This is a genomic window from Serratia sp. L9 (genome assembly GCF_050632285.1).
Lineage (GTDB): Bacteria > Pseudomonadota > Gammaproteobacteria > Enterobacterales > Enterobacteriaceae > Chania.
Genome location: NZ_CP192591.1, coordinates 1,030,271 through 1,043,931, shown reverse-complemented (window position 1 = coordinate 1,043,931; position 13,661 = coordinate 1,030,271). Strand labels below are relative to the sequence as shown.

The following is a 13,661-nucleotide window of genomic DNA, read 5'->3' as shown; positions in this document are numbered from 1 at the left end:
ATATTGCAGCGTCGTTACGGCCTTTTGGCCAAACCAAATAAGAATTTTAGTGATATTAGCGCTTCCCGCTTTGAGGGGAAAGCGCCATTTGAAACAATGTGACAACCAGAGTGAAAGGAGACCTCCATGCAGGTCAGCAGAAGGCAGTTCTTTAAGATCTGCGCTGGCGGTATGGCAGGGACGACGGTAGCCGCGCTGGGTTTTAACCCGGCGGTGGCGTTAGCGGAAACCCGGCAGTACAAACTGCTGCGCGCCCGTGAAACCCGTAATACCTGTACATATTGTTCCGTCGGCTGTGGGCTGTTGATGTACAGCCTTGGTGATGGCGCTAAAAACGCCAAAGAAAGTATTTTCCACATCGAAGGGGATCCGGATCATCCGGTAAACCGTGGTGCACTTTGCCCGAAAGGTGCTGGCCTGGTGGACTTCATCCACAGCGAAAGCCGCCTCCAATACCCAGAATATCGCGCTCCCGGCTCCGACAAATGGCAACGGATCAGTTGGGACGACGCCTTCACCCGTATCGCTAAACTCATGAAAGAAGACCGTGATGCCAACTTCGTTAAAACCAACGAACAAGGCGTTACCGTCAACCGTTGGCTGACGACCGGCATGCTATGTGCTTCAGCCTCCAGCAACGAAACCGGATACCTGACCCAAAAATTTAGTCGCGCTCTCGGCATGCTTGCCGTAGATAACCAGGCGCGTGTCTGACACGGACCAACGGTAGCAAGTCTTGCTCCAACATTTGGTCGCGGTGCGATGACCAACCACTGGGTTGATATCAAAAACGCCGATTTGGTTGTTGTTATGGGCGGTAATGCGGCAGAAGCGCATCCAGTGGGATTCCGCTGGGCGATGGAAGCCAAAATCCATAATAAAGCCAAGTTGATCGTGATCGATCCGCGCTTTACCCGTACCGCGTCGGTGGCGGATTTCTATGCGCCGATTCGTTCCGGTACCGACATTGCTTTCCTGTCGGGCGTCTTGCTGTACCTGATCACCAACAACAAGATCAACGCCGAATACGTCAACGCCTATACCAACGCCAGCCTGCTGGTGCGGGAAGATTTTGCCTTTGACGATGGCCTGTTCAGCGGTTACGACGCAGATACCCGCAAGTACGATAAAACCACCTGGAACTACCAACTGGATGAGAATGGCTTTGCCAAGCGCGATCTCACGCTCCAGGATCCCCGCTGCGTATGGAATATGCTGAAACAGCATGTCAGCCGTTATACGCCAGAGGTGGTGACCAACATCTGCGGCACGCCAACCGAAGATTTCCTCAAGGTTTGCGAATATATCGCAGAAACCAGCGCCCACAACAAGACGGCGTCGTTCCTGTATGCCCTGGGTTGGACACAGCACTCGGTGGGTTCGCAGAACATCCGTACCATGGCGATGATCCAGCTGCTGCTCGGTAACATGGGCATGGCGGGCGGCGGTGTGAACGCACTGCGTGGCCACTCCAATATCCAGGGGTTGACCGATCTCGGCCTGCTGTCGCAAAGCCTGCCGGGCTATCTGACGCTGCCCTCCGAGAAACAGGCCGATCTGGACACCTACCTGAAAGCCAATACGCCGAAGGCGACGCTGCCAGACCAGGTTAACTACTGGGGCAACTACCCGAAATTCTTCGTCAGCCTGATGAAGAGCTTCTACGGTGATAAGGCACAGAAGGAAAACAGCTGGGGCTTTGACTGGTTGCCGAAGTGGGACAAAGGCTACGACGTCCTGCAGTATTTCGAGATGATGTCGCAAGGTAAGGTCAACGGCTATATCTGCCAGGGCTTTAACCCGGTTGCTTCGTTCCCGAACAAGAACAAAGTGGTGGCCTCGCTGGCCAAACTGAAGTTCCTGGTGACCATCGATCCACTGAACACCGAAACCGCCAACTTCTGGCAGAACCACGGTGAGTTCAATGAAGTCGATCCTTCGAAAATCCAAACCGAAGTGTTCCGCCTGCCATCCACCTGCTTTGCTGAGGAAAACGGTTCGATCGTCAACTCTGGCCGTTGGCTGCAATGGCACTGGAAAGGGGCCGATGCCCCGGGTGAAGCGCTGAATGACGGTGAAATCCTGGCAGGGTTGCTGATGCGCCTGCGCGCGATGTATACCCAAGACGGCGGTGCGGTGCCTGAGCAAGTGCTGAACATGAGTTGGAATTACCAGACGCCAGACAACCCGGCACCGGAAGAAGTGGCGATGGAGAGCAATGGCCGTGCGTTGGCCGATGTTCTGGATCCTGAAGGCAAAGTGCTGGCGAAGAAAGGCGAGCAGCTCAGCACCTTCGCACACCTGCGCGATGACGGCACCACCTCAAGTGGCTGCTGGATCTTTGCCGGTAGCTGGACGCCTGCGGGCAACCAGATGGCACGCCGCGACAATGCCGATCCTTCTGGCCTGGGCAATACGCTGGGCTGGGCCTGGGCATGGCCGCTCAACCGCCGCATTCTGTATAACCGTGCCTCTGCCGATCCTTCAGGCAAGCCGTGGGATGCCAAACGCCAGTTGCTGGCGTGGGATGGGGCCAAGTGGAGCGGGGCGGATATCCCGGACTACAGCGCTGCCGCACCGGACAGCGACGTTGGGCCGTTCATCATGCAGCCTGAAGGGATGGGCCGCCTGTTCGCCATCGACAAAATGGCCGAAGGGCCGTTCCCGGAACACTACGAGCCATTTGAAACACCGCTCGGCACCAACCCGCTGCATCCGAACGTGGTGTCTAACCCGGCGGCGCGCGTGTTCAAAGACGATCTGGCCGAGATGGGTAAATCCGACAAGTTCCCGTATGTCGGCACCACTTATCGTCTGACCGAGCATTTCCACTACTGGACCAAGCATGCGTTGCTCAATGCGATCACCCAGCCGGAACAGTTTGTGGAAATTGGCGAAAAGCTGGCAGAGAAAAAGGCATCAAACACGGCGATACGGTAAAAGTCAGCTCCAACCGTGGCTTTATCAAAGCCAAGGCGGTAGTGACCAAGCGTATTCGCACGCTGCAGGTGCACGGTCAGGATGTAGACACCATCGGTATCCCAATCCACTGGGGTTACGAAGGGGTGGCGAAGAAAGGCTTTCTTGCCAATACGCTGACGCCGTTCGTTGGCGACGCCAATACGCAAACGCCGGAGTTCAAGGCGTTCCTGGTTAACGTGGAAAAGGTGTAACGGAGACGAATTATGGCAATGCAATCTCAAGACATCATTCGTAAATCCGCGACTAACGGCTTCACACCGGCACCGCGTGCGCGCGACCACCAGGAAGAAGTGGCCAAGCTGATTGATGTCACTACCTGTATCGGCTGCAAGGCCTGCCAGGTAGCCTGTTCCGAATGGAACGATATCCGCGATGAAGTGGGCTACAACGTCGGGGTTTATGACAACCCCGCCGATCTGACCGCCAAGTCGTGGACGGTGATGCGTTTCTCTGAAGTCGAGGAACACGGCAAGCTGGAGTGGCTGATCCGCAAGGATGGCTGCATGCACTGTGCCGATCCGGGCTGCCTGAAGGCCTGCCCGGCGGAAGGGGCGATCATCCAGTACGCCAACGGCATCGTGGATTTCCAGTCTGAACACTGTATCGGCTGTGGTTACTGCATCGCAGGTTGCCCGTTCGACGTGCCGCGCATGAACCCGGAAGACAATCGGGTGTACAAATGCACCCTGTGCGTTGACCGTGTGGGCGTTGGCCAGGAACCGGCCTGTGTGAAAACCTGCCCGACCGGAGCGATTCACTTCGGCACCAAAGAGGCGATGAAAAATATCGCGGCTGAGCGTGTCGGCGAATTGCAAACCCGTGGCTTCCAGAATGCGGGTCTGTACGATCCTGAGGGCGTGGGCGGTACTCACGTGATGTATGTCTTGCATCACGCGGATAAACCGCAGTTGTATCACGGCCTGCCGGAAAACCCGACCATCAGCCCGGCGGTCACCTTCTGGAAAGGCATATGGAAACCGCTGGCCGCGATCGGCTTTGCGGCCACTTTTGCAGCCAGTATCTTCCACTACGTCGGCGTGGGGCCAAACCGCGTCGAAGAGGAAGAGAAGGAAGACTTGCATGATGAGGAGACGCGCAAATGAGGAAGGAAAAGCCAATTCAGCGCTACAGTGCGCCGGAGCGGATTAACCACTGGATTGTGGCGTTCTGCTTCATTTTTGTCGCCATCAGCGGGTTGGGGTTCCTGTTCCCTTCCTTCAACTGGTTGCTGAATATCTTCGGTACGCCGCAACTGGCACGCATTCTTCACCCCTTCACCGGGGTGATCATGTTCGTGGCGTTCCTGCTGATGTTCCTGCGCTACTGGAAGCATAATCTGATCAACCGGGAAGACATCGTCTGGGCCAAAAACATTCATAAAATAGCTATGAATGAAGAAGTGGGCGATACTGGGCGCTATAATTTCGGTCAGAAATGCGTATTCTGGGCGGCGATTATCAGTCTGGTGCTGTTATTGGCCAGTGGTGTCGTTATCTGGCGGCCATACTTTGCCCCGTCATTCCCTATCCCGCTGATCCGCATTGCGCTGTTAGTGCATTCGCTGGCTGCAGTGGGGTTGATCATCGTGATTATGGTGCACATTTACGCCGCTCTGTGGGTAAAAGGCACCATTACCGCGATGGTGGAAGGTTGGGTGCCGGCTGCCTGGGCCAAGAAGCATCATCCGCGCTGGTACCGTGAGGTCCGCGAGAAACAACAGGAAGATAAACCCTGATGAGTATCCGCATCGTTCCTAAAGAAGAGTTAGGGGCACAGCGCGAGAAGTCCACAACGGCGGAAACCATTCCGCCGTTACTTTTCGCCAATTTGAAGAGCCTTTATACCCGCCGAGCCGAGCGTCTGCGCCAACTGGCGACAGATCACCCGCTGGGCGATTATCTTAACTTTGCCGCCAGCATTGCGCAGGCTCAGCACAACGCCTGCCACGATAACCCGTTGGTGCTGGATCTCAGCGAAACGCTGGCCCAAAGTGCCGCCAGCGGCAAGCCTCCGCTGGATGCGAGCGTCTATCCACGCACTGAACACTGGCATAAGCTGCTGGTTTCGTTGATCGCAGAATTGCGCCCACAGGCACCGGAACACGTGCTGGCGGTGCTGGATAACCTGGAGAAATCCTCAGCCCATGAGCTGGAACTGTTGGCCAGCGCCTTGCTGAAAGGCGAGTTTGCGAAAGTGGGCAGCGATAAAGCCCCGTTCCTCTGGGCTGCACTGTCGCTGTATTGGGCACAGATGGCCAGCCAGATCCCTGGCAAGGCGCGTGCCGAATACGGCGAACACCGCCAGTTCTGCCCGGTCTGCGGTAGCATTCCGGTCTCAAGCGTGGTGCACATTGGCACAGTAAATGGCCTGCGTTATCTGCACTGCAACCTGTGCGACAGCGAATGGCATGTGGTGCGGGTGAAATGCAGTAACTGCGAGCAAACGCGCGATCTCAACTACTGGTCACTGGAAAGTGAGCAGGCAGCGGTGAAAGCGGAGAGCTGTGGTGACTGCGGCACTTACCTGAAGATCCTCTATCAGGAAAAAGACCCGCAGGTTGAAGCGGTGGCTGACGATCTGGCTTCGCTTATCCTGGATGCCAAGATGGAAGACGAAGGTTTTGCCCGTAGCAGCATCAACCCGTTCCTGTTCCCAGGGGAGTAACATCTTCCTCCCACCCTCACCCTGACCCTCTCCCACGGGGAGAGTTGGAGTGAGGGGCATAGCGTTAATTTCGGATTACACATCTGGCAAACCCCGGGACGAGTTGCTACGGTTACGCCATAACGAGCAACGTGAAAGGAACGGGATGATGTTGAAGACCTTTGCCAAATGTACGGTGCTGGCTGTTTTGCTTGCCGGGCTGGTGGCCTGTGATAACCAGGACAGCAAAAAACCGGAACTACCCAAGCCAGAGCCCAAGCCGGTGGTTACGCAACCGGTAGCGCCAGCTCCTCCACCGCCTCCAGCGCCTGTGGAACCCCCTAAACCCGTCCCCGCACCCGGCCTTAGCGTCTCGCTGCAAAAAGGCCTCATTACCTTTGAATTGCCACCGGGTTTTAGCGATCAAACCAAGCTAAGCGGGATTATCAACGACAACAAATCGACCATTCAGCTGTACCTGGACGGTAAAGCGCGCCAGCGTACCGTGACTTCGGAAGTGATCCCGCCGGAAGGCATGAAGCTCAATACCAGCGATGCGATGCTGAAAGAGCTGACGCAAAGCATTATTACCGAGTTGTCAGACCGCTATCAAAACATCAAGAAAACCAAAGAAGAGAATTTCACCGTCGGTAAGCAGAAGTTCCACCGGCTGGATACTGAGCAGAGCGTAAGCGGGCAGAAAGTGATTTCCACCATTCTGCTGACGGTGTTCAATAAACGGGTTGTGACACTGCAGATGCTATCGCCAGCGAAAACACCGGAGTTACATCAAGCTTTGGTAGGGCGGATAATTGATACCATGCAGGTAAAATAGCGTAGCGCCCCTCTCCCCGAGGAGAGGGAACAGATCAGCGTCAGTGTTCGAGTTGCAGCCCTGCAGCTTGAAGTGGAATACATCGGGGGACGGATTGATGAAGCTTATTGGCAGTTATACCAGCCCTTTTGTACGCAAGATTTCGGTCATGCTGTTAGAGAAGGGGATCGTCTTTGAGTTTGTTAACGATCCGCCCTATGAACCGGGCAGCCGGGTGGTGGAATATAATCCGCTGGGCAAAGTCCCGGCGTTGGTCGCCGACGATGGCGAGGTGTTTTACGATTCACGCGTGATCGCCGAATATCTTGAACTGCTGGCCTGCGCTCCGGCCTTTCTGCCAATCGATCGCCATGCCGCGTTACCTGTCCGCCAGGTTGAAGCCCTGGCAGATGGCGTAACCGAAGCGGCGAGTGCGCTGTTCCGTGAAAGCCAGCGCCCGGCAGAAAAGCAGGATGAGAGTTGGGTATTACGCCAGCGTGAAAAGGTCCTACACGGCCTGGACGCGCTGGAAGCGTTGGCGCAGGAGAAAAAATTACTTAACGCAGAACAGATTACGCTGGCGGATATTGCCACCGGTTGTGCGTTGGGTTATCTGAATCTTCGGCGTATTATCCCCAATTGGTGCGTCGGGCGTCCAGAATTGGTCAAATTGGCGGAACGCTTGTTCGCCCGAGAAAGCTTTGCCCGTACAATGCCTCCCTGATGAGGCAAATCGAGCGCACCCGATAAGGCGCCAATAAGCCAGCTTGCCGATAACCGGACACTGAAAACCGAGCGACCATGAGCACTGAATCCCAGCAACTATACAGCCAGTTACCTGCCATCGACCGCCTGCTGCGCGATCCTGCCGTTGAGCCTGCCGTAGCCAAACACGGCCAGACGTTAATCAGCGAGCTGCTGCGCCAGATGCAAGCGCAGGCACGTGAAGCCATCAAGACGCAGCAACAGTTGCCTGCCTGGTGCCAGGATTGGCCGCAGGCGCTGCATGCACGGCTGAACCAACAACAACGCCTGGCGCTGCAACCGGTGTTTAATCTCAGCGGTACCGTGCTGCATACCAACCTGGGGCGCGCTCTGCTGGCACAACCGGCGATTGAAGCCGTGGTCAGCACCATGGGCACTGCCGTTACGCTGGAATATGATTTGGACGGCGCAGGCCGTGGTCATCGCGATCGGGCCATCGCAGATTTGCTGTGCCAGCTTACCGGGGCGGAGGATGCCTGCATCGTCAATAATAACGCAGCGGCGGTGCTGTTGATGCTGGCGGCAATTGCGCCAGGCCAGCAGGTGGTGGTGTCACGTGGCGAACTGGTGGAGATTGGCGGCGCGTTCCGTATCCCGGACGTTATGCGTCAGGCTGGCTGCCAACTGGTGGAGGTCGGCACCACCAACCGCACCCACCTGAAAGATTATCGTTCTGCCATCAACGAGCAAACCGGGCTGTTGATGAAGGTACATACCAGTAATTACAGCATTCAGGGGTTTACTGCATCGGTAGAAGAAACCGAGCTGGCGCAATTGGGCCACGAACAGGGCATTCCGGTGGCGACCGATCTGGGGAGTGGCTCATTGATTGACATGGCACGCTATGGCCTGCCAGCCGAACCGATGCCGCAGCGTTTGATCGCCGCAGGGGTCGATTTGGTGACCTTCTCCGGCGATAAACTGCTGGGGGGCCACAGGCCGGGATTATCGTGGGTAAAAAGGAGCTGATTGCGCGCCTGCAACAGCATCCACTGAAGCGTGCTTTACGCGTTGGCAAAATCACGCTGGCGGCGTTGGAAGCCACGCTGCGCCTGTATCAACAACCTGAATTGCTGGCAGAACATCTGCCGACACTGCGGTTACTGACCCGCCCGCAGCAGGCAATGCAGGATGCCGCAGAGCGCTTGTTGAGCCAGTTGGCCCCGCAGTTTGCCGGCCACTTCGAACTGCGTAGTGAGCCGTGCTGGTCACAGATTGGCAGCGGCTCCCTGCCGGTGGATCGCCTGCCAAGCTATGCCCTGACCTTTACCCCGCTCGATGGCCGTGGCGCAACCTTAGAAGGTTTGGCACAGCGCTGGCGCAGCTTGCCACAACCGGTGATTGGCCGCATCAACGACGGCAAACTGTGGCTCGATCTGCGCTGCCTGGAACAGGAGGGCGCACTGGTTGAGGCGTTGAGCGCATGATTATTGCTACCGCAGGCCATGTCGATCATGGCAAAACCACTTTATTACAGGCGATAACCGGCATCAATGCCGACCGCCTGCCGGAAGAGAAGCGCCGTGGCATGACCATCGATCTTGGTTATGCCTATTGGCCGCAGCCCGATGGCCGGGTGCTGGGATTTATCGACGTTCCCGGCCATGAAAAATTCCTTGGCAATATGCTGGCTGGCATTGGCGGCATCGATCATGCGCTGCTGGTGGTGGCCTGTGACGACGGCGTTATGGCGCAAACCCGCGAACACCTGGCGATCTTGCGCCTGAGTGGGAGAGCGCAATTGACGGTGGCGCTGACCAAAGCCGACCGTGTAGATAACGTGCGCGTGGCTGAAGTCAGTGCTCAGGTGCTGGCAGAGCTGGCGCAACAGGGCTGGCAGGATGCGCCGCTGTTTGTCACTGCGGCGGCGCAAGGGGAAGGCATTGATGCATTGCGCCAGCATCTGTTGGCGCTGCAACCCGGCGAGCACCTGCAGGCACGCCGTTTTCGTCTGGCGGTAGACCGTGCTTTCAGTGTGAAAGGCGCAGGGCTGGTGGTGACCGGGACGGCACTTGGCGGCAGCGTGGCGCTGGGGGATACGCTGTGGCTGACCGGCGCAGAGCGGCCGGTGCGGGTTCGGGGCTTGCATGCGCAGAATCAGCCGGTTGAACAGGCGTTTGCCGGCCAGCGTATCGCGCTTAATATCAGCGGTGATGTCAGTAAAGAGCAGCTAACGCGTGGCGACTGGCTGCTGGAGCAACAACCACCAGGCGCAGCAGAGCGCATTTTGGTGGAGATTGACGCTGACGTGCCGTTACAACATTGGCAATCGCTGCATATTCACCATGCGGCCAGCCATATTACGGGCCGCATTGCGTTACTCACTGGCAATCTGGCGGAGTTGATCCTCGATCGCCCGCTGTGGCTGGTGGAGAACGATCGGTTGGTGCTGCGCGATATCGGCGCTCGCCAAACCTTGGGAGCCGCACGTGTGCTGGTGCTCTCGTCCCCGAAACGGGGGAAGCGCCAACTGGATTACCTGGCCTGGCTGGCCGCGCTGGCTCAGGCACAAAGCGATGGGCAAGTGCTGGATTTGCGCCTGCCGGGTGGCGCGCTGGATCTGGCCGCATTTGCCTGGGCACGGCAATTGACCGATCCGGGCCTGCAACAACTGCTGGCTGGTTATGCCCTGCTCATCGCCGGTCACATGGCCTTGGCCCCGGCCCAGGTGCAGGAAAAAGAACAGCATTTGTTGCAGGTGCTGGCTGAATACCACCAGCAACATGGCGATCAGCTTGGGCTGGGCCGCGCCAGGCTGCGCCGCATGGCATTGCCAGCGTTGGATGAAGCATTGGTATTTATGATGATCGATCGGCTGCTGGCGGCAGGTTTACTGCGCAATACGCGCGGCTGGCTGCATCTGCCGGAACACGGTTTGGCGTTTAGTGGTGAGCAACAGGCGCTCTGGGGGCGTATCGAACCGCTGTTTGGCGAAGAGCCGTGGTGGGTACGCGATCTGGCAGCTTCGCTGGGCGAAGAAGAAAACAGCGTTCGCGCCACATTACGTAAAGCGGCCCAGTTGGGGCATGTCACCGCAGTGGTGGTGGATCGTTACTACCTGAGCCAACGCATTGAACAGTTTGCTACGCTGATCCGTGAGCTGCATAACACACAGGGCAGCACCAATGCCGGTGATTTCCGCGATCGGTTGGGCGTAGGCCGTAAGCTGGCGATCCAGGTGTTGGAGTTTTTCGATCGCAGTGGTTTTACCCGCCGCAGGGGGAATCAGCACCTGCTGCGGGACAGTGGGCTGTTTGGTGGTTGAAATTATGGATGCAGAATGTTGCACCCAGTTTAAAAGATTGTGACCACCCTCGCGCATGTGACTATTATTTCGCCATTGCTCCCGCTATTCACCTATCTTTTGTGTAGCGATATTTTCCCAGATTCAGCTTCTTACGTTTTTCACGGATTGGCGGCCAACTGGCTGCGAACCTGCTTACCGCCCACCGGCGGTAAGGTTGCTGCTGCGTAAAAAGGAGATAACAATGGCGAATACCACTACGGCAAGTCACGTCACGCCTGAAAATACCGGGTTCCCCCTCAAGTTGAAAAAACGCTACGATAACTTTATTGGTGGCGCATGGGTGCCGCCGGTACAGGGCGAATATTTTACCAACCTGACGCCGATCACCGGCCAGGCGCTGTGCGAAGTGGCCAGCTCTTCTGCACAAGATATCGAACTGGCGCTGGATGCGGCCCACAATGCCAAAGGCGCCTGGGGCAAAATGTCGGTACAGGCGCGTGCCAACCTGCTTAACCGGGTTGCTGACCGCATGGAGCAGAATATCGATCTGCTGGCGGCGGCAGAGACCTGGGATAACGGCAAACCTATTCGTGAAACGGCTAACGCCGATGTCCCGCTGGCTATCGATCACTTCCGCTACTTTGCTGCCTGCGTCAGGGCCCAGGAAGGCGGTATCAGCGAGATCGACGCCGAAACGGTGGCCTACCATTTCCACGAACCGCTGGGTGTGGTGGCGCAAATTATCCCGTGGAACTTCCCGCTGCTGATGGCCTGCTGGAAGATGGCCCCGGCACTGGCGGCGGGTAACTGCATCGTGCTGAAACCGGCCAAACTGACGCCGCTGTCGGTGCTGATGTTGATGGAACTGATCCAGGACATTCTGCCGCCAGGGGTGATCAACGTGGTCAATGGCGCGGGTGGAGAGGTAGGGGAATATCTGGCGACCTCCAAGCGCATCGCCAAAGTGGCCTTTACCGGCTCCACCGAAGTCGGCCGCCAGATCATGGGCTACGCGACTCAGAACATTATCCCGGTGACTCTGGAGCTGGGGGGCAAATCGCCCAATATCTTCTTTGCCGACGTGATGGATAAAGAGGATTCTTTCTTCGACAAGGCGCTGGAAGGCTTTGCGCTGTTTGCCTTCAACCAGGGGGAAGTCTGTACTTGTCCGAGCCGTGCGCTGGTGCAGGAATCCATCTATGAGCGCTTTATGGAGCGGGCTATCAAGCGGGTAGAGAGTATCCGCAGCGGTAACCCTCTGGATGCCAGTACCCAAATGGGGGCGCAGGTCTCCGAAGGGCAGATGAAGACCATTCTCAATTATATCGAGATCGGTAAGCAGGAAGGGGCACGGGTGCTGACCGGTGGGCGGCGCAAAGCGCTGGATGGCGGGCTGGCAGAAGGCTATTACCTTGAACCGACCATCCTGTTTGGCAAGAACAGCATGCGAGTGTTCCAGGAGGAGATTTTCGGCCCGGTGCTGGCGGTGACCACCTTCAAAGATATGGATGAAGCGCTGGCGCTGGCCAATGATACCGATTATGGCCTGGGGGCCGGGGTGTGGAGCCGCAACGGCAATATTGCCTACCAGATGGGGCGTAACATTCAGGCGGGCCGCGTCTGGACCAACTGCTATCATGCCTATCCGGCCCATGCGGCGTTCGGCGGGTATAAACAGTCCGGTATCGGGCGTGAAACCCATAAGATGATGTTGGAGCATTATCAGCAGACCAAATGCCTGCTGGTGAGCTACTCCGAAAAACCGATGGGCCTGTTCTAAGCCCTGAATAGGGGATAAGGGGGCGGCCCGATGCGGCCGCCCCGCTGTATTAATCGATATTACGTAACTGCCATTCTCCTGCCATCACCGGATCAAGCAGGAAGAATGGCATCAGTTCCCGCCACTCGTGGTTTTTTACCGGACTGGCGTACTGGCATAAGCGGTTGCCCTGCTCATCAAGCACCTCCCAACGTTGTATCTCACCGTCGTTTTTCTGGCTTGGAGTGCCGGCCAACTGATAGCTGGCATTGCTGCCGATATGGAATTTATCTGTCTGCCAACGGATCGGCGGGTGGGCAGGATAGGGTTGGGCATCATGGAAGCCAAACAGCTCATCGTGATTGAGCAGGCTCTGCTTGAGGGTGGGCCAAAGATACTGACGCAGGAAATATTGATCGACAAAGCGCCGGTGCCCTTCCTGTTGGCTCAGATAGACACGGGTCTGATCGATGATCGAAGGCAGGTTTTCATTACGGCATCCACCCCACATTCCCGCCAGTAACAGCTCGGTATGAGTAAAGTAATCGCGCATATGGTGATACCAACGATCGCTCTGCAACCAGGCTTCTACTGCCGCCTGTTCCCGCTCTGAGAGCAGTGAGTCGGCATCCCGGATCAGGTAACGTTTGACCTTGGGATCGTCAAGTACCAGGAATCGCCACATCAGCGGTGGGATGCTCTGATGCTGTTCCCCCTCAACCTTGATCACTTGCGCCCCTTCCGCCAGCAGGCGTTGCTGAATTTCCTGCGGCACGCTGTCATCCAGATAAAAACGGCATTGCCAGGCAGGGAACAGCGTTTTACTGGCTCTGGCATTCACCACGGCACTTTCGCAGTAACGCACCAGCGCGCCAAACAAAGTGAAGGCGATGACGTTCTCTTGCGGGTTCTGCGGATTAAAGGCGGGTGGCCGTGGTGCTGGTAACGGGTAAGCAGGCCCGGCCCCGAATTTTTTATCGCCGTGCTCCAGTGAGAGCAGGCCATAACGGCGCACTTCTTCTGGTCGATTCAACCACCCGCAGACCTCTGCCAAACCGTCGATCATCGTCTCTGGCAACTGTTCGAACGGCAGGCTTTGCAGCAGCTTCTTATAGGTTTTATAGGATTTCTGATACTCCCCGGTGCGCATCAGGCACAGCGCATAGCTGGCAAGCACATCGGGGTTGCGTGGTACCAGGCGCAGCGTAACTTCTGCGATGACTTTACCGGCGGCAAAATCATTTTGCGCAATAGCGTCACGATACTGCTGGGCCAGCAGATTAAGGCGCTGCTCTTGCAGGGGCGGGTTGGTCTTTTGAAAAGGGTGCATCGTAGCTAGCCTCACATTGATATACCTTTCTTACTTGAAGTTGCAGCGTTGTTGGCTGCCACTCCAATGACGTGGGGTATACATGATCGAAATGTGGGGGCCTGAGCAAAACAGGGCGATC

Annotated in this window: 8 protein-coding genes and 2 pseudogenes; 9 read left to right on the top strand and 1 reads right to left on the bottom strand. The window is 56.9% G+C overall.

Features of this window, described 5'->3' with window-relative positions; genetic code table 11:
- The first annotated feature begins 126 nt into the window (after positions 1-126).
- The 9 genes and pseudogenes from fdnG (at position 127) to exaC (ending at position 12,231) form a co-directional block, all read left to right on the top strand.
- Positions 127-3,173, top strand: a pseudogene (gene fdnG, locus ACQ86O_RS04870) (formate dehydrogenase-N subunit alpha).
- 12 nt (positions 3,174-3,185) lie between these two features.
- The gene (gene fdxH / locus ACQ86O_RS04865) at positions 3,186-4,085 is read left to right on the top strand and encodes a formate dehydrogenase subunit beta (RefSeq protein ID WP_431224344.1); all 900 of its coding nucleotides are present in this window, start codon (positions 3,186-3,188) and stop codon (positions 4,083-4,085) included.
- Positions 4,082-4,717: a formate dehydrogenase cytochrome b556 subunit gene (gene fdoI / locus ACQ86O_RS04860; RefSeq protein WP_431224343.1), complete on the top strand. Its 636-nt coding sequence runs from the start codon at positions 4,082-4,084 to the stop codon at positions 4,715-4,717. The genes fdxH and fdoI overlap by 4 nt, the downstream gene beginning before the upstream one ends.
- A complete protein-coding gene (gene fdhE / locus ACQ86O_RS04855; protein WP_431224342.1) occupies positions 4,717-5,646 on the top strand; it encodes a formate dehydrogenase accessory protein FdhE in 930 nt (309 codons plus the stop codon). The genes fdoI and fdhE overlap by 1 nt, the downstream gene beginning before the upstream one ends.
- 148 nt (positions 5,647-5,794) lie before the next feature.
- Positions 5,795-6,460 carry a DcrB-related protein gene (locus tag ACQ86O_RS04850; protein WP_431225650.1) on the top strand — a complete coding sequence of 222 codons (666 nt, stop codon included), beginning with the start codon at positions 5,795-5,797 and terminating at the stop codon, positions 6,458-6,460.
- Between the two features lie 97 nt (positions 6,461-6,557).
- On the top strand, positions 6,558-7,163 hold the full coding sequence (locus tag ACQ86O_RS04845; protein WP_431224341.1) for a glutathione S-transferase: 606 nt from the start codon (positions 6,558-6,560) through the stop codon (positions 7,161-7,163).
- 77 nt (positions 7,164-7,240) lie between these two features.
- Positions 7,241-8,631, top strand: a pseudogene (gene selA / locus ACQ86O_RS04840) (L-seryl-tRNA(Sec) selenium transferase).
- A complete protein-coding gene (gene selB / locus ACQ86O_RS04835; RefSeq protein ID WP_431224340.1) occupies positions 8,628-10,469 on the top strand; it encodes a selenocysteine-specific translation elongation factor in 1,842 nt (613 codons plus the stop codon). Before selA ends, selB begins: the two are co-directional and overlap by 4 nt.
- A gap of 223 nt (positions 10,470-10,692) precedes the next feature.
- Complete coding sequence (gene exaC / locus ACQ86O_RS04830) at positions 10,693-12,231, top strand: acetaldehyde dehydrogenase ExaC (RefSeq protein ID WP_431224339.1); 1,539 nt, start codon at positions 10,693-10,695, stop codon at positions 12,229-12,231.
- Between the two features lie 49 nt (positions 12,232-12,280).
- On the opposite strand, the gene ACQ86O_RS04825 is transcribed toward exaC, so the two are convergent.
- Positions 12,281-13,540 (bottom strand): tetratricopeptide repeat protein, encoded by a 1,260-nt coding sequence (locus tag ACQ86O_RS04825; protein ID WP_431224338.1) that lies wholly within the window; start codon positions 13,538-13,540, stop codon positions 12,281-12,283.
- Between the last annotated feature and the right edge of the window lie 121 nt (positions 13,541-13,661).